General features: G+C 43.7%; 15 protein-coding genes. 9 read left to right on the forward strand and 6 right to left on the reverse strand.

Features of this window, described 5'->3' with window-relative positions:
• Window positions 1-27: 27 nt before the first annotated feature.
• On the reverse strand, window positions 28-1,080 hold the full coding sequence (locus C1S74_RS02545) for a 3-deoxy-7-phosphoheptulonate synthase (RefSeq protein ID WP_045403265.1): 1,053 nt from the start codon (window positions 1,078-1,080) through the stop codon (window positions 28-30).
• 396 nt (window positions 1,081-1,476) lie between these two features.
• On the opposite strand from C1S74_RS02545, the gene C1S74_RS02550 reads away from it, so the two are divergent.
• A complete protein-coding gene (locus tag C1S74_RS02550) occupies window positions 1,477-1,968 on the forward strand; it encodes a PaaI family thioesterase (protein ID WP_045403267.1) in 492 nt (163 codons plus the stop codon).
• Window positions 1,969-1,993: 25 nt separating this feature from the next.
• Here C1S74_RS02550 and C1S74_RS02555 read toward each other — a convergent pair whose 3' ends face one another.
• Window positions 1,994-3,346 carry a hypothetical protein gene (locus C1S74_RS02555; RefSeq protein ID WP_038873010.1) on the reverse strand — a complete coding sequence of 451 codons (1,353 nt, stop codon included), beginning with the start codon at window positions 3,344-3,346 and terminating at the stop codon, window positions 1,994-1,996.
• A 182-nt stretch (window positions 3,347-3,528) separates the two neighbouring features.
• Here C1S74_RS02555 and C1S74_RS02560 point away from each other — a divergent pair, with 182 nt between their 5' ends.
• Window positions 3,529-4,365, forward strand: a complete 837-nt coding sequence (locus C1S74_RS02560; protein ID WP_045403269.1) for a CvfB family protein — start codon at window positions 3,529-3,531, stop codon at window positions 4,363-4,365.
• A 324-nt stretch (window positions 4,366-4,689) separates the two neighbouring features.
• Here the strand turns inward: C1S74_RS02560 and rsmF are convergent, their stop codons facing one another.
• From rsmF to C1S74_RS02585, 4 genes are all read right to left on the reverse strand, one after another.
• Entirely contained in the window at window positions 4,690-6,126 is a 1,437-nt protein-coding gene (gene rsmF, locus C1S74_RS02565) for a 16S rRNA (cytosine(1407)-C(5))-methyltransferase RsmF (protein ID WP_045403272.1), read from the reverse strand.
• Window positions 6,127-6,258: 132 nt separating this feature from the next.
• Window positions 6,259-8,913 (reverse strand): MlaD family protein, encoded by a 2,655-nt coding sequence (locus C1S74_RS02575; protein WP_045403274.1) that lies wholly within the window; start codon window positions 8,911-8,913, stop codon window positions 6,259-6,261.
• Window positions 8,906-10,153: a paraquat-inducible protein A gene (locus C1S74_RS02580; RefSeq protein ID WP_045403276.1), complete on the reverse strand. Its 1,248-nt coding sequence runs from the start codon at window positions 10,151-10,153 to the stop codon at window positions 8,906-8,908. Before C1S74_RS02580 ends, C1S74_RS02575 begins: the two co-directional genes overlap by 8 nt.
• A gap of 24 nt (window positions 10,154-10,177) precedes the next feature.
• Window positions 10,178-11,974, reverse strand: a complete 1,797-nt coding sequence (locus tag C1S74_RS02585) for an ABC transporter ATP-binding protein (protein ID WP_045403278.1) — start codon at window positions 11,972-11,974, stop codon at window positions 10,178-10,180.
• A 92-nt stretch (window positions 11,975-12,066) separates the two neighbouring features.
• Between C1S74_RS02585 and C1S74_RS02590 the strand changes: the two genes are divergently transcribed.
• From C1S74_RS02590 to C1S74_RS02620, 7 genes are all read left to right on the forward strand, one after another.
• The gene (locus tag C1S74_RS02590) at window positions 12,067-12,540 is read left to right on the forward strand and encodes a GAF domain-containing protein (RefSeq protein WP_045403281.1); all 474 of its coding nucleotides are present in this window, start codon (window positions 12,067-12,069) and stop codon (window positions 12,538-12,540) included.
• 98 nt (window positions 12,541-12,638) lie between these two features.
• Window positions 12,639-13,265 carry an RNA chaperone ProQ gene (proQ, locus tag C1S74_RS02595; protein WP_045403284.1) on the forward strand — a complete coding sequence of 209 codons (627 nt, stop codon included), beginning with the start codon at window positions 12,639-12,641 and terminating at the stop codon, window positions 13,263-13,265.
• Window positions 13,266-13,282: 17 nt separating this feature from the next.
• Window positions 13,283-15,277 carry a carboxy terminal-processing peptidase gene (gene prc / locus C1S74_RS02600; protein ID WP_045403287.1) on the forward strand — a complete coding sequence of 665 codons (1,995 nt, stop codon included), beginning with the start codon at window positions 13,283-13,285 and terminating at the stop codon, window positions 15,275-15,277.
• A 210-nt stretch (window positions 15,278-15,487) separates the two neighbouring features.
• Window positions 15,488-16,153: a hypothetical protein gene (locus tag C1S74_RS02605; protein ID WP_045403291.1), complete on the forward strand. Its 666-nt coding sequence runs from the start codon at window positions 15,488-15,490 to the stop codon at window positions 16,151-16,153.
• A gap of 232 nt (window positions 16,154-16,385) precedes the next feature.
• A complete protein-coding gene (gene pepN, locus C1S74_RS02610) occupies window positions 16,386-18,992 on the forward strand; it encodes an aminopeptidase N (RefSeq protein ID WP_045403294.1) in 2,607 nt (868 codons plus the stop codon).
• Window positions 18,993-19,058: 66 nt separating this feature from the next.
• Window positions 19,059-19,277 carry a DUF2835 domain-containing protein gene (locus C1S74_RS02615; protein WP_078607003.1) on the forward strand — a complete coding sequence of 73 codons (219 nt, stop codon included), beginning with the start codon at window positions 19,059-19,061 and terminating at the stop codon, window positions 19,275-19,277.
• A 198-nt stretch (window positions 19,278-19,475) separates the two neighbouring features.
• Entirely contained in the window at window positions 19,476-24,317 is a 4,842-nt protein-coding gene (locus C1S74_RS02620; protein ID WP_045403297.1) for an NAD-glutamate dehydrogenase, read from the forward strand.
• Window positions 24,318-24,523 lie beyond the last annotated feature (206 nt).

Genomic DNA, 24,523 nt, shown 5'->3' on the forward strand with positions numbered 1-24,523 from the left:
TTCCTTGATTATCTTGTTATAGGGAAATTACTTACTGGATTTAACTGCGGCTGCCAGTATATCTAGCATGGTTACAGTATCATCCCAACCTAGACATGGGTCAGTGATAGATTGACCGTAAGTTAGGTTGTTAATATCAGTCATTGGCTGATTGCCTTCAATAATGAAGCTCTCTGCCATAATACCAGCAATACGTGTGCTGCCTGACTTAATTTGGTCGCAAATATCTTGTGCAACATCGATTTGTTTACGGTGTTGTTTTTGGCAGTTTGCGTGACTGAAATCGACGATCAAACGCTGCGGCAAATCGAACTCTGCTAGCGCGTCACAAGCTTGCTTAACAGAAGCTTCGTCAAAGTTAGGACCTTTCTCACCACCACGAAGAATAATGTGACCGTAAGGGTTGCCGCTAGTGCGGTACACCGTCATACGCCCATTCTTGTCTGGGGAGTAGAAGTAATGTGATGCTTTAGACGCACGAATCGCATCAATGGCAATTTTCACGTTGCCGTTAGTACCGTTCTTGAAGCCAACTGGGCAAGATAGGGCAGACGCCATTTCACGGTGAATTTGCGATTCAGTCGTACGAGCACCAATTGCGCCCCATGTGATCAAATCAGCAATGTACTGGCCTGTAATCATATCAAGAAACTCAGTAGCAGTAGCAAGACCAAGCTTGTTGATATCCAGTAGCAGTTTACGCGCTTTGTGAAGACCGGCTTCAAGCGCATAAGAACCATCTAGGTTAGGGTCAGTAATCAAACCTTTCCAACCAACTACTGTACGCGGCTTTTCAAAGTATGTACGCATAACGATGAACAGTTCGTCTTTGTACTGATCTTGAATTTCGCTAAGACGCGTCGCGTAGTCAATTGCTGCTTCAGTGTCATGCACTGAACATGGGCCAACGATAGCAAGGATACGGTCATCCTCACCAGTTAAAATCTTTTCAATTTGTCGACGAGATTGAGCGATACGGTCAGCTACATCATCAGTGATTGGATGTACACTACCTAGCTCTGCGGGTGTCGGCATTGGACCCAAAGGTTGGGTTCTCAATTCATCTGTTTTTATAGGCATGTTATAGCTTTATTCTCTATTGCGAAGCGGTAAAGATAACGGAATTATAGTTAGGAATAAACCGTTTCACGGGATTCTTATCTAGTAAATACCGAATTGTATGTACTGCTGTTGGTATTCATTGGCGTTACTTATATATAAATGACAAAACATGCTCTGGATATCAATACATAGTTGTTTGAATTTATAACTGTTTTTTCTATTTACTAACAGAATAATTGTGCCAAATCGTAAGCAAAGCGTTGTAGGTTGGGAGTTTCATATATTGTGACCATGTCACGCGAAAATGCGCAAACGATTTGTTTTTTAACCAAGATCGATTTCTCGTTAACATTTCTTTGACATCTTTGAGGTTTGTTGATTGACTGGTCAGACTAGTCTAAAGGGAGTTTCAAAATGTTTTCAGCGGTTCGTCGTGCAAACCTTTATCTCAATCTGTTTGGCTTTTCAAAAGTGCCTTTAATTTGGCTGTGTCGACCGAAGATCCTTGCGATTGATGATCAGCATGTCGAAGTAAGAATCCCGCTCAAGCGAAGAACCAAGAATCATCTTAATAGTATGTATTTTGGCGCCTTGGCTGTTGGGGCAGATGTTGCTGGTGGCTTTCTTGCTATGAGTAAAGCACAAGAGCAAGGAGAGAAGATTTCACTCGCGTTTAAAGGTGTAAGTGCTGAATTCTTAAAACGCCCTGAGGGTGACGTACACTTTGTCTGTCATGATGGCCCAGTGATTGATGAAATGCTCAAACTCACGCTAGAAACCGGTGAACGCGTTAATCGAGATGTGAAGATCACCGCATTGTGTCCAAAGATTAATGGTGATGAACCAATGGCCGAGTTCTCTTTAACGCTCTCCATCAAAAAAGCAGCCCAAAAGCAGGCTGCTTAATTTAAGAATGGTGACTGACGTTAGTTTAATTCAATTCTATTTTCTCAATAGACACGATTTTCGAACGGTTTAACACGACTTTCCAACGATAGAAGACAGGCTCGTCAGTGTGGTTGTCTTCTTTCACAATCACGTTGACCAAGTGTCGCTTCTCTACAGACTCTTTACTCACTTGCCCTTCGTTCAGGCGATATACGCGGTTAGAGCTTTTGTCCATCAAACGGATAATTGGGCGTAAACTGATGTTTAGCGTTTCACGAGTTTGTTCATAGCCACTCAAAAATAACGATGTCGCCATCTCAGTTTTTGCGTGGTAATGAAGAATTTGTTCTTCACGCTGGACGACGCGTTTCTTACGAATGTTCTGAATGCGATCAGGCAAACTCGAAAGGGAGCGATAGTCCAACCATTCCAATTTTCGACCCACAACTTTCTTTGTTGTCGGGTCCATGTACTTCTTGCGCCACTTCGGTTTGCCTTTGCGGATCCAACGCCACATCGCGTCGCGTAGGTCATCTTTAAAGATTTCACGTAGAGCATAGATAAACGACATCGCAATGATAAAAGATGCAGAAATCTCTCCTAAGTAATCTCGGGCAAGAATAACGGTACTTGTGACCACGACCATCACCAAGCCCGTGGCTATGCCTTTAATCGCACGCTTGATGTTGTTTCCCATCGACATCGTTTTTTCGCTTAAAACGATAGGGTGCTCAATCAAACGTCTCAGCAAACGCATTTTATTCGACAAACGAGTTACATCTTCAACGACACTCGGCGAGTTATAGTTGTTGAGTTTACGGTGGGCTTGCTCTTTCTCACACAAAGTAATCAGGCGATCTTTAATTGTGCTGTAATCGCCTTCGCGAGGAAGGTGCGCGACAAGAGACAAAAATTTTTGCTCTGTGTACCAAGACAAGTAGTTATCAATGTTCACGTAATAACGTTTGAGATTTTCTTCGTAAGGAATGGAACGTCTCAAACGCTTAAGAATGTCGATAGTCAATTCGATGACTTCATCCACTTCTTCTGCCGTAACACTGTCGTTGTCATGCTTGTTCAATGCTGCAACGGCTTTATCCAGAGCCGTGACGTATTGATACGCAAACAAACTCAAACTTACGCGATATTGTCGATTAGATAGGCGCCCTCGTTTAGCCAAGCGGCTATGCACGAGAGGGAGTAGCACTTCTGTACTGTAGTAAGAACGTTTTTGCGTGATGGAAGTGTAATAGAACTCAGACTCGCTGATGATGTCGGAGTTTAAACCTAACTCACCAGGCACAAAAATATAGATATCAAGATCGAGCGTTTTGCTCTTTGCCAATGCGTGGCTAATTTTTAAGGTTATCGAATCCTGTTTGTCGACGGTGACCAAGGAAGGCTCCTGATTTTGCTAAAGCATCCTATACCCATAAGCGTCCATTAAGCACAATAACTTAAGGTCGACTAGGATAAGTAGTTGAACGACGACAGCATAGCAGAGAGGATGGTATTTCTCTCTGATTTTCTTGTCAGTTTGGGTATAATTCCCAGTAAATTTAAAAAGAGACAAATTCAATGATTAAAATTGGTCAAATTAACAGCTTAGAAGTCACTAAAACGGCTGATTTTGGCGTATTTTTGGATGGTGATGATTACGGTTCTGTCATGCTGCCTAATAAATATGTACCAGAAGGTACGAACGTAGGCGATCATATTGACGTATTTCTTTACTTTGATTCAGAAAGTCAGCTAGCTGCGACCATTGATAAACCCATTGCTCAGGTTGGCGAGTGGGGCCTAATGCAAGTCGAAGGTGTCAGTAGCACTGGTGCTTTCGTAAATTGGGGCATCAAAGAAAAAGATCTTCTTATCCCGTTTAGTGAGCAACGTGCGCGCTTTACCGCTGGTCAAAACATTCTGGTTTACGTGTACACAGATAAAGCATCTGGTCGTATTGTCGGTACAACTAAGTTCAATAAGTGGCTGGATAAAACGCCAGCAAACTATGAAGTGAACGAAGAAGTTAACCTAATCATCGCAGAACGCAGCCAACTTGGTTATAAAGCGATTGTGAACGGCGAGCATTGGGGAATGATCTTCCCATCGGATGTGTTTGGTAAGTTATTTATTGGTAAAAAGCTGAAAGGCTACATTAAGCAAATTCGCGAAGACGGCAAAATCGACCTTGCGCTACAAAAAGTAGGCGTGGCGAAAATGGATGATCTTTCGAGTAAAATCCTAGAGCTTTTAGAGAAGAAGGGCGGTTTTCTACCTCTAAACGATAAATCTACGCCAGATGCGATTTTTGCAGCTTTCCGTACAAGTAAAGGCACGTTCAAAAAAACCATCGGCGGTTTGTACAAGCAAGGTAAGCTCGTGATTGAGAAAGACGGTATTCGTCTCGCTGAATAGAGCTTTAAGTTGCTGGTGGCGGAGATTCATCAAGTTCAAACTCGATTTGGACGAAATTAGCAGTCAAAAAAATGGCCCAAACTCGTCCTTATTTTGGGCCTAGGGGAAACGGCTCCTTTCATAGAGCCTGCGCTAAACTTTTGACCAACACATATTGTTGGTGAACATAGAGAGAAATGCCGTTTCAAAGCGATGCTTTGATATCTTCAGTTTAGTACAGGGGACTCGAATCGCTAGTGAACCCAGTTCCAATCATGCTTTAGAACCAAAAAGCCATCGTAAATACGATGGCTTTTCATTTATTTATAGCATTTCACTTTGCTATTAAAATAAGTTCTTATCTCGCACTAATTCTCGTGGAAGGCCGTTTTTAATGCGGTTACTTACCCATTTACCAAGGCCAATGATCGCGCCTTCGTACTTCACTAATACTTCGCCTTTGCCGGTTTTCATCTCAGCTGGAATGTTTTGAGGGCGAACGTCTCGGCCCATATACCATTCACGAGCTTCGTCGATCGTAAGCTCAATCGCATTTTTCTCTAAACCTGTCGCCAGCGCCGTTGCTACTTGATGTTGCCAACGGTAGCCATTCTTATGCGCTTCGGCAATCTTGATACCCATGCGAGAGAAACGCAGTTCGCCAATCATCGGCTCTAGTGCGTCTGGGAAAAGCCACACATCTTTATCACGAATCCAAACCGTGCTGTCTTCAGGTAACTTGATTTCCATTGCGCTTTGAAGCTGGTTAGCGATATCAGTGGATTCTTTGTTAGACGCTTTAACAAATGGGAATTTACCCATGCGTTTTTTGACTTTTGGTGCTTCTACGGCAGCAAGCTTACGTATACGTGCAACAAAGAAACCCTCACAGTCATACACTTGAGGGAAGATGTGCAAGAAGCCTTCTTCAGTCAACGCCGCCTCGGCATTATGAAACAGATCTTTTAAGCTCTCGAATTCAACCGCGTCACCAAATGTTTCTTTAAGATGGTGGCAAACTTGTTGGTTTTCTTCCGTGCTCAACGTGCAGGTTGAATAAACCATCACGCCGCCAGGTTTAAGAGCGTGGAACGCACTTTCGATCAAATCTTTTTGAGTGTCTGCAATTTCAATGACTGATGCTTGCGTCCAGTTCTTCATTGCGTCTTCATCTTTACGCACTGTGCCTTCACCGGAACATGGTGCGTCTAACAGAACGGCATCAAATTGTTCTGGTAGCCAGCCACCAAACACACGACCGTCGAAGTTGCTTAGTGCTGCGTTACGCACACCACAACGTTCGATGTTTGCGTGTAGCACTTTTACACGACTTGCCGCGTATTCATTCGCGACCAAAACGCCTTCATTGTTCATTAAGGCAGCTATTTGAGTTGTTTTAGAGCCCGGAGCCGCAGCGGTATCGAGCACTGCGTCATACGATTCGTCATTCATGAATAAGGCGGATACCGGCATCATTGAGCTGGCTTCTTGAATATAAAACAACCCAGACATGTGTTCTGCGGTATTGCCTAATGGTACGAGCGATTCATCTGCTTCGATCCAAAACCCAGTCTCACACCAGGGTACAGGAGATAACTTCCAACCTTTTGCCTTTGCTCGCTCTAAAAACGCTTCTACGCTGACTTTCAACGTATTAACGCGAATACTCTTGCGCAACGGCTTTTGGCACGACGCTACGAAGTCATCCATGTTGAGGTGAGCAGGAAGAATAGTTTTGATTTTTTCCAGAAATGCTTCTGGGATGTAAACATTAGGATGCAAAGTGGAATCTCGATTGCAGAATTTGCTTCAAATGATATACGAAACTGGGTTAGAAACGAATAGCCACAAAGGCTACGGTAATAAAAAAGAGCAGCGATTGCTGCTCTTTAGTCTATCTTGGTTATCTATGAATCATGGTTTGGGGATTGCTGTGCGCCATTCCAACCAACTCTCTTCAGCTTGAGGGTACAAGTAGAAAGAGTGACCTTTTTTTGCTGCTGGTGGAATTTGAGATTGCTCTGGTGTTGAGAAAGCGATACCACCACGTACAAGGCTATCAATTGTACCTGCTTTAATGTTTGCTCCACCTAAACCAATCGAAACATCAACGCCAGACACGTTCCAGAATACACTGTTCTGACGAACTAGGTAGGCATATTCTGGCTGAATTTCAATCTGGGTAATCACACGATCAGCGAATTCTCCTAAATGCACATCCGTTACCTGACCAACTTCCATTTGACGGTATAGGATAGGGGTGCCAATCTGCACTGAGCCACGCTGTTCACTTTGTAAGGTAAAACGCATCCCTTGTGAGCGCGCATTACCTTTCTCTAGATCAAATTTGAATGCTGCTGCACCTTGGCCCGGTTCCACGCTAATGGATTTAGACACTAATGCGCCTAGGTTTTTAACGCCGCCTAAGCCAATTTCTGGCTCAGTCAACCAAAAATGTGACCCGGTAACGGCAATGTCTTCCACATATTCAGGTAAAATACGGGCAGTCACTTCAACCATTTCTCGGCGGAAGTTAGGGACCACTAAAGTGACTTCACCGACTTTGACACCTTGGTATTTGATTGGCATCCCTTTGCTTACTTCCTGAGAACCGTCTGTTTCCAAAGCGATGACACGTCCAAACTTACGCGCTTGCTTTTGATCTTGATAGAGCTTCCAGCGTTGGCCAATTTTGTTCTCAATACCTGGAATTGAATCGAACGCGATACCGCCTTTAATTAAGGATTTAAGCGGGTGTGCCTTAACGGTGATTCCAGCAAGTGAAGCGTCGACCTCAACGCCTGAGCGATTCCAAAATACGGTTTGAGCCGTAATCAGATGTGCGTAGCGGTTTTCAATCGTGGCTTTTACGATAACGCCACCATCGACTAAATTGAAATCAGACACGCTGCCCACGGGCAGATTTCGGTAGAGCAGAGGACTGCCTTTCGAAATCGGAGGCAACTCAGAAGCAAATAAGTTAAGCGTTTTCGAACCACTCTGGTTGTATTGCGCTAATTCAGCTAAAGATTCACTTTGGAATAGCTGGTACTCTTTTTGAATCTTTTCCGCGCCTTGGCTAACAAAGCTGATTGAACCTGCTAACAGTTGTTTGGCCGGTGGGACCGTCACACTGAGGCCCGATTCGGTGAGCTCGGCCGATGCACTGCCTGTTACATAGAAGCGGTTGTTGGATTTGATGAGGTGTTTGTATTCTTGATCAATCAACACATCCATGAAAACTTCATGATTCGCTTGCTGAGCTTTCTCTTCATCGAGTAGTCCTACTTTAATGATTGAACCCACAACAATGCCTTTGTAGAGGACGTTTGCACCGCTATCTAAGCCGAATGAGTTATCCGAAACAAGGCGAATCGCTATCGATTTCTCCTGCTGCTGATTAAAGACGTTTTTACGAATAGCAGTAAACTGACGTGCACGTTCACCTTCACCTGGAACGATGGTTAAGAAATTGCCACGAACAAGGTTAGCGATATTTTCGACACCAGAAAGTGATACTTTTGCTTCTTCAAGAACAAAACGTGTACCAGAGGTAAGCATGTCACTGAATGCGGGTTGGATTGCAGCAGAAGCAAGAATGACCTCACGACCTTCAGATAGGTTTAAATCCGTGACTTGGCCGACTTCAATCCCACGATACATGATCGGAGCACCTTCAGCGCTGATTTTGTTGTCATCTGGAAGGGCAATTTTGATTGCGATACCACGGCCTGCGGTTTTAAGGTCTTTATATAAACGAAATTCTTTATAATCTTCGACTGGCTCACCATCGTCTGGTGAGTCGACCGCGATCGCACCACCAAGTAGGGCGCTCATGCTTTCTAGGCGGACATCAACGCCTTCAAAACCGATGCTTGCACCAATACCACTCACATTCCAAAAACGACTGCGGTTGTTGATGATGTGTCGGTATTGATCCTGAATGTTGGCTTGGATCGTAATGGATTTCGCATCTTCGTTTAATTGGTAGCTGTAAACTTCACCAATAGGGATTTTTTTATAAACAATCTGAGAACCAATGGAAACGCCGCCTAAGTCACGACTTTTTAGTTTGATATTGAGCCCTTGAGTGACGCGAAGATCAGTCGGTGCGGAGTCAAGTGCGTGGAACGACGTTTCAAACTCTTTACTGTCACCCGGTTGGATAGAAATGTAGTTACCGGAGACAAGAGCATCTAACCCAGATACACCAGTTAAACTTGCGGTCGGTTTAACGAGCCAAAAGCGTGTTTTCTCATTAAGCAATTTGGTTGCTTCTGGGTAAATGTCTGCATCGACATAAATGCTGCCTAAATCCTCAGACAAGTTGATGTCGCGTACCATACCCACTTCCAAGCCTTGATAGCGAATCGTCGTACGGCCAGCAATTAAACCGGCTGCATCAGAGAAGTGGATTTGTACCCGCTGTCCAGCGTCATGAATGGACTTAACGACTAGCCAACCGGCTAAAATCATCGTCAAGATCGGCAGGAGCCAAAGGGGAGAAATGCCTTTACTCCTCTTTATCTCTGGCTCGTATGACGTTTGAGAACTGTTCTGATCACTCATTAATTGACTCTTTTTCTGATTGTTTTGGGGCTTGGTCCCAGATAAGCCTTGGATCAATGCTCTCCGCGGCGAGCATTGTAAGAACGACAACTACACCAAACGCTACCGCACCGTAGCCTGGTGTGAAATCGAGAATTTGTCCACGATCGACCAATGTCATCATGATAGAGATAACAAACAAATCCATCACGGACCATTTACCGATCCACTTTACTGCAAAGTAAACCATCATTCGCTGTCTTCGAAACACCGAACGTTTAAATTTTATACATAGCAAGATGTAGGTGAGACCAAGGATTTTTGCCACAGGTACGACAATACTGGCAACAAAAATGATCACTGCGATACCGTACATCCCATTTTTGACTAAACCAGCAACGCCCGAAAATATCGTATCTTCTAAACGTTTGCCGTTCGTAAGCAAGATAGAGATAGGGATTAGGTTCGCCGGAAAAATAGCAATGGTTGCTGCGATTAGGTAAGCCCAAGTTTTTTGGATTGAATTTGGCTTATGATGGTAAAGCGCATGATTACAACGGCGGCATTTATCACCTTCTGGTTGAGAAAGGTGACACTCGTGACAATGTACGTCCTTGTGTTCAAAGTCATAGCTCGTCTCAGACTGCCATGACTCCCAGTAGCGACGGACGCTAATACGAGAAATCAACAAAACAGTGAAGATTTGCAGTAGTACGAGGCCGATCAATCCTGGTCCGACGAAAATGTCAGAGTAGTCCTGAAGCTTGAAACAGGAAATTGCGATACTGACCAAAAATACATCCAGCATGACCCAATGTTTAAGGTGTTGGATTAGCCACAGTGAAACCCTAAGTCCTTTAAACCAACGCTTGTGTAATGACCAATGTGCGGTTACGACAGAGCTGCATACGATGAGTGGGGCGAGGGAGCTGCAAAACAGAATTAAGATAGAAAGAAGGACAAAGCCTTCTTGAAACAGCGTAATCATCCCAGAAGGCAGTGTTGCCGGTATCATTACACCGAACAGACGAATGCTGATGAAATTAAAAAAATGTGAAGGGATGAACAGGAGAATGCAGGTAACCGCGATAGCAAGGTTACCAGACAAGCTTGGACTGCCACCTCGATACAACTCAGTACCGCAGCGTGGGCAGTGCGCATTTCTTCGATTAGGTAAATCGACAATATCGACAGGTAACTCGCAACCTTGGCATAAGCGAACATTATTGGGTTGCGACGCATGTTTAGATAGAGAGGTCACAACGACCTCTCCACTAAGAATGGTTTAAGCGTGGGACTGAATGCCCCCGTATAGGGTTTGATATAAGCCTTCTTGCTCAACAAGCTCACCATGGGTTCCTGTTTGCGTCACTCTTCCGTCCTCAAGCACATAAATCAAATCAGCTTGCTTAACGGCAGATAAGCGGTGCGCGACGATTAGTGTCGTTCTACCACGTAAGAATTCAGTTAACGCCTTATGAAGAGCCGCTTCAGTTGCGGTATCCAATGCAGACGTTGCTTCATCTAGGATAACAAATTGTGGATTACTCAACACCATTCGTGCAATAGCTAAACGTTGACGTTGGCCCCCAGATAGGCGAATACCATTGCGTCCGATTTGCGTATCCAAACCGTGGTTTAGTTGAGAAATTACATCTTGCAACTGCGCAACTTCTAGTGCGCGCCACAATGACATTTCGTCAAAATCCCCACCGAGGGTCAGATTATGCCTCAACGAGTCATTAAATAGTATAGGTTGTTGTAAAACCACGGCAATTTTGTCGCGTATCACTTCAAAGCTAATGTCGTCTGTCAGTTCATCATTAAAACGGATTGAACCTGCGGTCTGTCTGTATACGCCAATCAACAGCTGAATCAGCGTCGATTTACCACCACCACTTGCACCGACCAAGGCTACTTTCTTACCAGCTGGGATGTGTAACGAAAGATCATCCAACACTTTGTTTTCATTATTGTATGAAAAATCAACATGTTCGATTTTTACATCAACTTCTTTATTTTCTTTGAAAGGATTTACCTTAGAGACAGGTCTATGTTCTTCTTCCAATTCCAATAGGTCGTTAATGCGTTTTAGTGCGGCTTTTGCGCTGTACCAAGAGAATTGGATACCCAGTAGTTCCTGGACAGGAGAAAGCATAAACCAAAGGTAACCGAATACTGCGAAGATTTGACCAATGGTGAGATCACTGAACATCACCATTAACATCGCAACAGCACGAAACAGTTCAAAGCCAATTAAAAATAAGAGGAAAGAAACTCGACCCGCGGCTTCGGATTGCCATGCATACTTGTCCGCATCAATACGAACTTGGTCAGCGTTGTTCTTCAATTGCTGTAGAAATTCGCGTTCTTTGTTTGCTGCGCGTAATTGATAGATACCATCTAGCGTTTCGACTAATCGATTCTGGAAGATTTCGAATGAATGGTTTTCCTTACGTTTTAGGTGTTTAACCATGCTCCCCAGTTTGCGAGAGAAGTAGATAACGATAGGGTTAACCAAAAGAATAAAGAGGCCGAGACGCCAGTCGAGCCATAGAAGGACAATGGCGGTACCAATCACCGTTAGAAAACTGATAACAAATTTAGCTAACGTAGAACCAATGAATTTATCAATGGTCTCAATGTCGGTGATAAGGTGAGCATTGATGCCACCGCTGCCTTTTGTCTCGTATTGTCGAATACTGATGCGACCGAGTTTGTCGATCATTTTACTTCGCATTTCAAACGTGATGGTTTTGGAGACTAAAGTAAATTGTCGGCTCTGAAGAATATTGAACGCTTGGCTGCCTGCCCGCATGAGCACAACCAAAAAGAGAGTAAAGAAAATATATCCCGTAGGTGTATGCCACGCTTCAGGTAAGACTGCATTCATTGCCGCAAGGCCTGATGCCGGTTTGTCCAATAAGACTTCATCCACCATTAAAGGCATAAGAAGAGGGATTGGAACACTAATCAAGGTTGCAAGAACAGCAATCAAGTTCGCCACAATCAACTTGGACTTGTGCTTTTTGACTTGTGTTATCAACCAAGAACGGCTAATAGTGTCGTTTTTCGGATTCATTGTAATTGAGAATAAGTCCTATTAAAAAGTAGGGCTGCATTGTAGCGCCATACTGTAAGAATGGAAGCCTAAATAAAAAGTAGGAAGTTAATATGAACATAGAACAATACCAAAGACTTACCAAACAGGCCGTAGCGCTGATCGAATCAGAAAAAGACTACATCGCGAACCTTGCCAACATCAGCTCACTACTAGTTATGGAGCTTGACGAGCTCAACTGGGCGGGTTTCTACCTTAAAAAAGGAAATGAACTGGTACTTGGGCCATTTCAAGGCAAACCTGCTTGCGTTCGTATCCCAATGGGGCGTGGTGTTTGTGGTACAGCTGCTCAAACTAATACCGTACAAAGAGTATACGACGTTCATGAGTTTGAAGGTCACATTGCCTGTGATGCTGCGAGTAATTCGGAAATTGTTATTCCTTTTACTATCAATGGAGAAGTGGCTGGCGTATTGGATATTGATAGCCCAAATATCGGCCGATTCGATGAAACAGACGAAGAAGGACTCACTCATTTTATGTCAGAAGTAGAAAAGCTGCTTAATTCGCACGCTAACGACGCATAAATTCGTCCTCTAGTGTGGTTTTTCCTTGGCATGTCACTATAATACGAGAATATTTTTTCTTAATGCTTCGCGGAAATCCGCTCAAACCAGGAACCCTCATGACTGAAAAGTTAAAAAACAGCAAAGAAGTTATCGCATACATTGCTGAATGTTTCCCTAAGTGCTTTACTTTAGAAGGTGAAGCAAAGCCTCTGAAAATTGGTATTTTTCAAGATCTTGCGGAACGTCTAAATGAAGACGAAAAAGTAAGCAAAACTCAGCTTCGTGCAGCGTTAAGACAGTACACTTCATCATGGCGTTACCTACACGGTGTAAAACCAGGTGCAGTACGTGTTGATCTAGATGGCAACCAATGTGGTGAGCTAGAGGAAGAACACGTAGAACACGCAAAAGCAACACTAGCTGAAAGCAAAGCGAAAGTTCAGGCTCGTCGTAAAGAACAAGCACAAAAAGCTCGTGAAGAGGGTAAGGCGAAAGCGAAACCTGCGGCTAAAAAGCCACAACAGCCTCGTCGTACTAACAAACCAAAAGTACAAAAAGAAAGTAAGCCTGTTGAAACACGCGCGCTAAATGCTGATGAAATCACAATCGGCAACGCAGTAAACGTGAACATGGGTAAAGGAAACATGGCAGCGACCATTGTTGAAGTCAATAAGGAAGATGTACGTGTTCAACTTGCTAACGGCCTGCAAATGGTTGTGAAAGCGGAGCACTTGCGCGCATAAGGGAGATACTCCTACGCATGAATTGCCGTTCAAAAGTGACACTGATTGCTGCTAGCTTCTGGCTAGCAGCATCAGCTCAGGCTCTCGAAGCCAAACTAAACAAAGATGACTTGCCGGTTCTTGCTCCTGAAGTTCAGCATGAAACAGCCAGCAAACGAGTAACTTCTCGATTTACCCGCTCTCATTATAAGCACTTCAATCTGAATGATGATTTCTCTAAAGCGATCTTTGAACGCTACGTAGAAATGCTTGATTACAATAGAAATATTTTTACTCAAGCAGACATCGATTCTTTTAAAGATTGGTCGATCAGTCTTGATGATCAGTTAAAAGCTGGTAACAACAAGATCGCATTTGATGTTTATAACCTATCGATGCAAAAACGTTTCGAACGTTTTGCCTATGCGTTGACTCTGCTTGATAAAGAAATCAAATTCAATACCGAAGACTTTATTGAACTGGATCGTTCTGAAGCCGCTTGGCCAAAAGACGAAGCTGAGTTAAATGAACTTTGGCGTAAGCGCGTTAAGTATGACGCTCTAAACCTAAAACTGACCGGTAAAGACTGGCCAGAAATTAAAGAGGTTTTAGAGAAGCGTTACAACAACGCAATGAAACGTATCACGCAGACCCGTAACGAAGATGCTTTCCAGCTTTACATGAATGCATTCGCTCGAGAAGTCGACCCGCATACTAGTTACTTATCACCTCGTAATGCTGAACAATTCCAATCTGAGATGAATCTCTCTCTTGAAGGTATTGGCGCAGTGCTTCAAATGACGGATGACTACACAGTGATTCGTTCACTTGTCGCAGGCGGTCCAGCATCCAAAAGTAAGCAGTTAGGTGAGGGTGATCGCATCATCGGTGTTGGACAAGATGGTGAAGATGTTGTTGACGTAATTGGTTGGCGTTTAGATGATGTTGTTCAGTTAATTAAAGGCCCTAAAGGGACTAAAGTTAACCTAGAAATCTTGCCTGATGGTAAAGAAGCCAAGAGTTACGTTGTCACTATTGTGCGCGACAAAGTTCGTTTAGAAGATAGGGCAGTCAAATCTGAAGTTATTGAGAAAGACGGTAAGAAAATTGGTGTGCTTGAAGTACCAAGTTTCTATGTTGGTCTCTCGAAAGACACAGATAAACTGATTTCTGAACTCAAAACGAAAAACGTTGATGGCATTATCGTCGATTTGCGTAACAACGGCGGCGGTGCACTAACCGAAGCTACGGCACTGACAGGTTTATTCATCAAAGAAGGTCCTGTTGTTCAAGTCCGTGATAGCTATGGTCGCATCAAAGTTAACGCAGATACTGATGGTCAAGTAAGTTACGATGGCCCGCTGACGGTATTGATCAACCGTTACAGTGCTTCAGCTTCTGAGATCTTTGCTGCAGCACTGCAAGATTACAATCGTGCAGTGATTTTGGGTGAAAACTCATTTGGTAAAGGGACCGTTCAACAACATCGTTCATTGAACCATATCTATGATCTTTTCGACAAAGAGCTTGGCTATGTTCAATACACGATTCAAAAGTTCTACCGTATTGATGGCGGAAGTACTCAGAATCGTGGTGTAGCACCAGATATTGCGTACCCAACCCCAGTGGAACCAAGTGAAACCGGTGAAAGTGTCGAAGATAATGCACTACCTTGGGACAGCATTGATAAAGCGAAATATCAGACATTCGCAAGCAATGACACTTTGGTTACTAAGCTAACAGAGCTTCACAACAAACGTATCGCTGATGAAATGGAGTTCCGTTTTATCAATGAAGATATCGACAAGTATCGTAAAGAGAAGGATGATAACTTATTGTCTCTTAACGAAAAAGTTCGTGAAGAAGAATCAGATGAAGCGGAAGCGTTACGTTTGAAGCGCATCAACGAACGCCAAGTTGCAATGGGCAAAAAACCATTTAAAACTTTGGACGATGTGCCGAAAGACTACGAAGCGCCAGACGTATATCTGGACGAATCTGTAGCAGTCATGGTTGATATGCTAAAAGGCTAAAAATTTAGTCATAACAACTAGCAATTCTGCTAATTAAGAGCAAGTCATAGTGACTTGCTCTTTTTTTATGTGCTTTTTACTAGGGTAACTAACTGCAAATGAGTTAATTCTGCGCTTAATTTGCTTGAATAATTTACGTGATGTAGATCAAATATTTCGCGAAAGTGAGATCTAAAGCCTAAGCTAAAAGAAAACGATAAGGATACCGTTATGAAATGGTGCATTATTTTACTTAGCTTTTGCTGCTTTAGTGTTTCTAGCGCCGAAAGCAACAAGGAAGACGAACTTAGCCACTTTGACACTCCCTTTCTCATCGGGGATTGGTATTTAATGAATCCCAACCCGGAGGATTCAGCAGAGAATTTCCGAGCAATAAAATTAACGCTTGGTTCTAACTATACCTTCTCTATCGATATCCAGAAGAAAGACTACTCAATTGACCATTGGGAAGGGCTTTACAATGCTAATGAAGACACCATCGTACTAGGACTAAATACCGATGAGCCTCAAATTTATGCTTATCAGAACAACCACAATACGTTAGACCTCAATGGAGTGACCTTTACTAAGGGGTTGTCTAATACTTTAGCAGGCATTTGGTCGAGTTCTCATGTCGCTGGCGATGGCATGTTGGCCAACAACATCAATCAAATGGATCTCATACTCCAGCCTGATTTTGTATTTATGTTTCGCGTTGCCAATGAATCAGGAGAGGAGTCAGTAAAGCAGGGCGTCTTTTATACAGAGGGTGAACATCTGGTTCTTTTGTATGAAAACGGCGAGCATGGAACACGCTACAAACTGAACCAAAACGAGCTCACTATCGAAGATTCTAGTGGGGAGATGTACGCGGTACTCAATCGAGTTACACCCTAAATGATTCATTCCAATTATTTCACTCTGGTTTATTAATAGTGAAATATTCTGATGTTGATTAAATGTTAAACAGAAAGCGGAGCTAAGCCACTAAAAGCTCCGTTTTTTTATAGAAAGACTTGTATTCTGATACCACAACCCCTACAAATAGCTTATATCGTGATACCAGCGTGAGGTGTTTGAGCCTCCGGTCCTGGTATTTTTGTGGTTCTATATACAAGGATTTTTGGATATGTCTCAAGCTCCCCAAGCAAAATATCGCAAAGACTATCAAGCGCCTTCGCATACTATTACTGATATCGATTTAACGTTTGATCTTTACGACAACGACACTATCGTGACTGCAGTATCAAAAGTAGTTCAAAAGGGCGAATCAACAACTTTAGAATTAGATGGTGAAGGGCTAGAGCTTCGCTCCGTAAAAGTAAATGGTGAAGATTGGGCTCATCATGAAGTAAAAGAAGCCTCTTTAGTTATTACCGATTTGCCTGCGGAATTTGATTTAGAAATCATTACTAAGATCGACCCGGAAGCAAACACTGCACTTGAAGGTCTATACAAATCAGGTGGGGCATTCTGTACGCAATGTGAAGCCGAAGGTTTCCGCCGCATTACTTACTATCTCGACCGTCCAGATGTTCTCGCTAAATACACAACAAAAGTGATTGCAGACAAAGCTGTTTATCCGTTCTTACTCAGCAATGGTAACCGCGTTGCAGAAGGCGAAGCAGAAAGCGGTCGTCATTGGGTTCAATGGCAAGACCCACATCCAAAGCCTGCTTATTTGTTTGCGTTAGTTGCCGGTGATTTTGATGTACTACGTGATAAATACACAACCACATCAGGTCGTGAAGTAGACCTAGAAATCTTTGTCGACAAAGGCAACCTCGATCGCGCGGGTCATGCGATGACTTCGCTGATCAACTCAATGAAGTGGGACGAAGAGCGCTTTGGTCTTGAGTACGATCTAGATATCTACATGATCGTGGCGGTTGATTTCTTCAACATGGGTGCGATGGAGAACAAAGGTCTGAACATCTTCAACTCGAAGTTTGTTCTTGCGAATGAAAAAACCGCGACTGACCGCGAATACCTTGGCATTGAAGCGGTAATCGGTCACGAATACTTCCATAACTGGACAGGTAACCGCGTGACTTGTCGTGATTGGTTCCAGCTTAGCTTGAAAGAAGGTCTAACGGTATTTCGCGATCAAGAGTTCTCATCCGATCTTGGTTCACGTGCAGTAAACCGCATCGACAACGTTCGTATTATCCGCGGTCCTCAGTTTGCGGAAGATTCAAGCCCAATGTCACACCCAATTCGTCCAGATAAAGTTATTGAAATGAATAACTTCTACACGCTAACCGTGTACGAAAAGGGCAGCGAAGTGATCCGCATGTATCACACACTACTTGGCGAAGAAGGTTTCCAAAAAGGCATGAAACTGTACTTCGAGCGTCATGATGGTACTGCAGCAACGTGTGAAGATTTCGTTTCTGCAATGGAAGATGCAACGGGCGTTGACCTTAAGCAATTCCGCTTATGGTACAGTCAATCTGGTACGCCAACACTTAGTGTAAACAGTGAGTACAATGCGGAAGCAAAAACTTATGCACTAACGGTTGAGCAATTTACTGAAGCAACGCACGACCAAGCAGAAAAACAAGCGCTACATATTCCATTCGATATTGAGCTATACGCACAAAACGGTGACGTGATTCCACTGGTTATCAACGGTGAATCGGTACACAACGTTCTGGACGTGAAGCAAGACAAGCAGACTTTCGTATTCGAAAACGTCGCAGAACAACCAGTGCCATCATTGCTTCGTGAGTTCTCTGCACCGGTTAAATTGGAATACGATTACAGCGATGATGAACTGATCTTCTTGATGAAGCACGCAACGAACGATTTTGCTCGTTGGGATGCAAGCCAAATGCTGCTAGCGAAATACATTCGTCAAAACGTAACTAACGTTCAAGCGGGTGGTGAGGTTAAGTTGTCTGAAGACTTAATCGATGCATTCCGTGGCGTGTTACTTGATGCGAATCTTGAGCCAGCGTTTATCGCACAAGTACTGTCTTTACCTTCAATTAACGAAATCACCGGTTGGTACAAGCAGATCGATATTGATGCGGTAGATACGGTACTGAATAATATTACAGTGTCACTTTCTAAAGAGTTAGAAGATGAACTGAGTGCAACTTACCACGCCTTGAACCAAGCAGAGTACAGCATCGATCACGACGCTATTGGTAAACGAGCTTTGCGTAACCAATGTCTGCAGTTCCTAGCTCACACTGAAAAGGGTAACGAACTAGCGAAAGCGCAGTACGAGTTATCAAACAACATGACAGACACGATTGCGGCGATGAGTGCAGCGAACAATGCGCAACTTGCATGTCGTGAAGCGCTAATGGCGGATTACAGCGACAAGTGGAAGCACGATGGTCTGGTTATGGACAAGTGGTTTGTTCTTCAGGGCAGCAACCCGGTTGAAAACGCACTTGAGAAAGTGAAAGAAACCATGGGCCATGAAGCGTTTAGCTTGAAGAATCCGAACCGTACGCGCAGCCTGATTGGTTCGTTCTTGAACGCAAACCCTGTGCGCTTCCATGACAAATCTGGTTCTGGTTACCAGTTTGCTGGTGAGATCCTCCGTCAGTTGAACGATACCAACCCACAAGTGGCGTCTCGTATGATCGATCCTCTATTGAAGCTCCGTAAATACGATGAAGGTCGCCAAGCGCTTATCCGTGCAGAGCTTGAAAAGCTTAAAGCAATGGATAATCTAGCGAACGACTTATTCGAAAAAGTGACTAAAGCACTAGACGAATAATCGACAAAAGAATAGGGTGGTCGTTACGGTCACCCTAGTTTTTTGTTCTGACAATAATCCATTCTCATGAACCAGTATTACTTCTCTCTCAACATCTCTTATCAAACATTTCTTTCACACTATTCCGGTGCCGCAAGTTCAGTACAAGTCATTACTGACAATGGTTTGAGAGTGCAACTAGATGCATCAAAATTTCGACCATTTCTTAGTCAATTAGGCGTTAGAGGTCGTTTTAGACTCACAACTGACCAAAATAATAAGTTTCTAAAGTTAGAAACTCTGTGATGCCTGATATTCCTAGTGAGTTAAACAGGAATCTTAGTCACATAATCAAACATTTCACCTCTTACCACTGCGAATTTTTGTTAAACATTTGTAATTATGCTTTTACAATAAGTGCATGCATTACCTATGCTTAGTTTCGGGGTCAAACCCCAAACTAAGTCCCCCTACAAAACAACAATTCTAATGTGGAGTGTGAATATGACCGCGCGTGAAAATGTAGTGCCGGTTCTGCTTGAAAAGGTATACCAACTAATTCAAGACAAACTCGAGCTTTCTCACCAACCGCTTGTAACTAAACTTGCTCAACACTTATTTAGTAACATTGCTGATGATGACTTGATTCAGCGAAACGAATCCGACCTTTATGGTGCCGTGGTTAGTCTGTGGCATCACGTCAATGAAAAGAAACCAGAAGACATCTCTGTAAGGGTATTTAACCCAGCAGTCAGCCGCCAAGGTTGGCAATCGACTCACACTATTGTTGAAATTGTTGTTCCAGATAGCCCATTTTTGGTGGATTCCATCAAGATGGCGCTAACGCGACTCGATCTTGTCTCTCACTTAATGCTTAACAACCCAACGCAACTAGAACGCGATAAGAAAGGGCAAGTGACAGACATTAATGGTGAAGGCGGCGTCCTTCAATCGCTATTTCATATCGAAGTTGATCGCTTAACCAGCAAAGATGAAATGCAAGCGTTAAAAAATGAGCTGATCACTATCTTGTCTGACACGCGTTTAGTCGTTGATGACTGGAAGCAAATGGTTGAAAAACTTAAGATCGTGACTAACGACCTTGAGAAGAATAAAGATCGGGTTTCAATGAAAACGGATCGTTTAGATGAAACGATCGAATACCTACGTTGGCTAGGGGATCATAACTTCACCTTCATGGGGTATAAGGAATATGATCTTGTTAGTGTCAATGGTGATACTGAGCTTCAGCCGGTGAAAGAGAAAGGCCTTGGTATGTTTGCTGATGACGGTCGTGTTCGCAGCATCAAACTTTCTGAACTGTCAGACTCTGCGCGCCTTGAAGCGAAAAAACCTTACGCGCTGATCATTACTAAAGGTAACCAAGCGTCTCGAATTCACCGTCCAGCATACACTGACTACATTGGTGTTAAAAAATTCGATGAAAACGGCAAAGTAGTCGGTGAGCATCGTTTTACTGGTCTTTACACTTCTGCGGTATACAACCAAGCCGTACAAAGCATTCCGCTGATCCGAGAGAAAGTGGATCGTATTCTGGAAGCAAGCGGCTACCGCAGTGGTTCATATTCGTACAAGGCCCTGCACAATATTCTGGAAAACTACCCTCGTGATGAACTGCTTCAAGCTCGCGAAGAAGAGCTACTGGAAGTAGGGATGGGTGTCGTGCAGATGCAAGACCGTGACTTACTGCGTCTGTTTGTTCGCAAAGACCCGTTTGGTCGTTTCTTTAGTTGTATGGTCTATGTGACAAAAGATCGTTACAACACCGAACTTCGTCGCCAAACTCAACGCATTCTTAAGCAGTACTTTGGTTGTGAGCAAGAGGTTGAGTTTACTACCTTCTTCTCTGAGAGTCCGTTGGCAAGAACCCATTACATCGTTCGTGTAGACAACAACAACATTGATGTAGACGTGAAAAAGATTGAGCAGAATTTAATGGAAGTATCGACTTCATGGGATGACCGCCTAAAAGAATCCATCATTGCTAACTTCGGTGAGAGTAAAGGTCTTCCTCTTTCAAAAGAATACATGAGCGCGTTCCCTCGTTCATACAAAGAAGACATGATGCCTGGTTCTGCGGTTGCAGACATCGAACGTCTAGAAGTGTTAAGCGATGACAACAAACTTGGCATGCTGTTCTATCGTCCGCAAGAAGAAGCGGCTGAATCGAAAGCAGTTCGCTTGAAGCTATACCACCGCGACGAGCCAATTCACCTATCCGATGTGATGCCAATGTTGGAAAACCTGGGCTTACGCGTAATCGGCGAATCACCATATGAGATCGAAACCAACAACGGCCAAACGTTCTGGATCCTTGATTTCTCAATGCTGCATAAGAGCGACAAGACCGTTGATCTTCGTGAAGCTCGCGATCGTTTCCAGCAAGCATTCGCAGCGATTTGGGCAGGTAACTTAGAAAGTGATGGTTTCAACCGCTTGTTGCTAGGCGCTTCACTGTCTGGTCGTGAAATTTCTATTCTTCGTGCATACGCTCGCTATATGCGCCAAGTTGGCTTCCCATTCAGTCAACAATATATTGAAGATACCCTTAGCCATTATCCAGATTTGGCAACAGGTCTGGTGAATCTATTTTCTAAGCGATTCGATCCAAAACACAAGGGCAGTGAGAAAGGTCAGAACGATCTTATCAAGAAAATAACCGAGCAATTGGATCGTGTTGAAAGCCTAGATGATGATCGTATTATCCGTCGCTACATGGAAATGATCACCGCTACGCTGCGTACTAACTACTACCAGTTGGACGAAAATAAGCAGCCGAAACCTTGGTTATCATTGAAGATGAAACCAAGCGAAATCCCAGACATTCCTCAGCCAGTCCCTGCGTTTGAAATCTTCGTATACGCACCGGATATCGAGGGTGTACACCTACGTGGCGGTAAAGTCGCGCGTGGTGGTCTGCGTTGGTCGGACCGTCAAGAGGACTTCCGTACTGAGATTCTTGGTCTGGTTAAAGCACAGCAAGTTAAGAACACGGTTATTGTCCCTGTGGGAGCAAAAGGTGGCTTCGTATGTAAACGTCAGCCAACTTTAACTAACCGTGATGACATCTTCGCTGAAGGTCAACGTTGTTACAAACGTTTCATTCGTGCATTACTCGATGTTTCCGATAACATCATCGAAGGCGAAGTTATTCCGCCGAAGAGTGTAGTGCGTCACGATGAAGACGACCCATACTTAGTTGTTGCAGCCGATAAAGGTACAGCGACGTTCTCTGATTTGGCGAACTCTGTATCGGACGAGTACAACTTCTGGCTAGGTGATGCGTTTGCGTCAGGTGGATCTAACGGCTACGACCACAAAGCAATGGGTATCACTGCGAAAGGTGGTTGGGAATCGGTGAAACGCCACTTCCGAGAAATGGGCATCAACTGTCAAACCACTGACTTCACTGCTATTGGTGTTGGTGATATGGCGGGTGACGTATTTGGTAACGGTATGCTGCTATCTAAGCATATTCGTCTGCAAGCTGCGTTTAACCATATGCACATCTTCATTGATCCAAATCCGGATTCAGCCACCAGCTGGGTAGAGCGTGATCGCTTATTCAACCTCCCTCGATCAAGCTGGGAAGACTACAACGCGGAGTTGATCTCGAAGGGCGGTGGTATTTTCTCTCGTCGCTCTAAATCGATCCAATTAACACCAGAGATCCAAAAGATGTTGGGCACTAAGAAAGCATCTTTGCCGCCAAACGATCTGATTAAGATGATCCTACAAATGAAAGTGGATCTACTTTGGAATGGTGGTATCGGTACTTACGTTAAAGCATCTAGCGAAACGCATACCGATGTTGGTGACCGTGCAAACGACGTTCTCCGTATCGACGGACGTGACTTGAAAGCGAAAGTGGTTGGTGAAGGCGGTAACTTAGGTATGACTCAGCTTGGTCGTATTGAGTACGCAACCACAGGTGGACGCGTAAATACCGACTTTGTGGATAACGTTGGTGGTGTAGATTGTTCGGACAACGAAGTGAACATTAAGATCTTCTTGAACGGTCTAGTATCAAATGGCGATCTAACGGTTAAACAACGCAACCTGATTCTTGAATCAATGGAAGACGAAGTCGGCGAAATTGTTTTGGACGATGCTTACCGTCAATCTGAGTCGATTTCAGTGACCGAACAGCAAGGCGTTGGCATTGTTAAAGAGCAAATCCGCTTTATCCATACGATGGAGAAAGCAGGGTACTTGGATCGTGCGCTTGAATACATTCCTGACGACGAAACACTGATTGAACGCGAAAAACAAGGTCTTGGTCTGACGCGTCCCGAGCTTTCAGTGTTGGTTGCTTACGGCAAAATGGTTCTAAAAGAGCAACTCGTTGCTGACGAGATTGCAAATGATGAATTCCATGGAAAACAATTAGTTGCTTACTTCCCAAGTGAGTTACGCCGTAACTACAAAGATCAAATGGTGAACCACCCGCTGCGTGCAGAAATCATCGCGACGGCGTTAGCCAACCAAATGGTTAATGAAATGGGCTGTAATTTCGTGACTCGTCTTCAAGAAGAAACGGGCGCGAGTGTGGTTGATATCGCAAACGCTTACAGTGCAACCCGTGAAATCTTCGAACTGGAAGATATCCTTAAGCAAACCCGTGCACTAGATAACGTTGCAACAGCAGAAGCACAGTACGAAATCATGTTCTACGTACGCCGTGCACTGCGTCGTATCTCTCGCTGGTTACTACGTAATCGTAGCAGTAAGAGCACAGTGACTGAGTTGGTTGCTTTGTATAAAGACGATGTTCACACCATCACTGAAACACTAGACACCATGCTAGTTGAGTCTGAAGTAGAAGAGCACAACGAACTTGCGATGAAGTGGATTGAACGCGGAGTAGAAGAGAAGCTAGCACACCATGTCGCTCGTCTATCAAGCTTACAATCAGCTCTGGATATTTCAACAGTAGCAAGTGAAACGGGTAAAACAGTGGAGCAAGCTTCGAAGCTGTACTTCAACTTGGGTGACCGTTTATCACTTCACTGGTTCTTGAAGCAAATCAATAGCCAAGCCGTTGATAATAATTGGCAGGCATTGGCGCGAGCGGCATTCCGTGAAGATCTAGACTGGCAACAACGTCAGTTGACGGCTCAAGTGTTGACTTGTGGTTGTTCAAGCGAAGATCTTGATGTGATTCAAGCGTTAGAGGATTGGATGTCAACGAATGAGCTGTCTTTACATCGTTGGGAGAGTATTCTAAACGAATTTAAAGTCGGTTCAGTTCATGAGTTTGCGAAGTTCTCAGTAGCACTTCGAGAGTTAGTTTTGCTTAACCTAAATTGTTCCTCGAACGAATAGGGTAAGTTGACTCAGATAAAGGCCTCGCAAATGCGGGGCTTTTTAATGCTTAAAGCAATCAAAACTATAAATTTCAGTGACAATGTAACGTATTGTTTAAGTTTTTATGGCGTAAAATCGTTTGCTTTCAACGAAAAAGCTATCAGTTTTGTATAGGTAATAGAGCGATAATAGACTGTTTTTATAAGAAAAATTAAAATAAGAAG

It is taken from the genome of Vibrio hyugaensis, assembly GCF_002906655.1.
In the GTDB taxonomy this organism is placed as follows: domain Bacteria; phylum Pseudomonadota; class Gammaproteobacteria; order Enterobacterales; family Vibrionaceae; genus Vibrio; species Vibrio hyugaensis.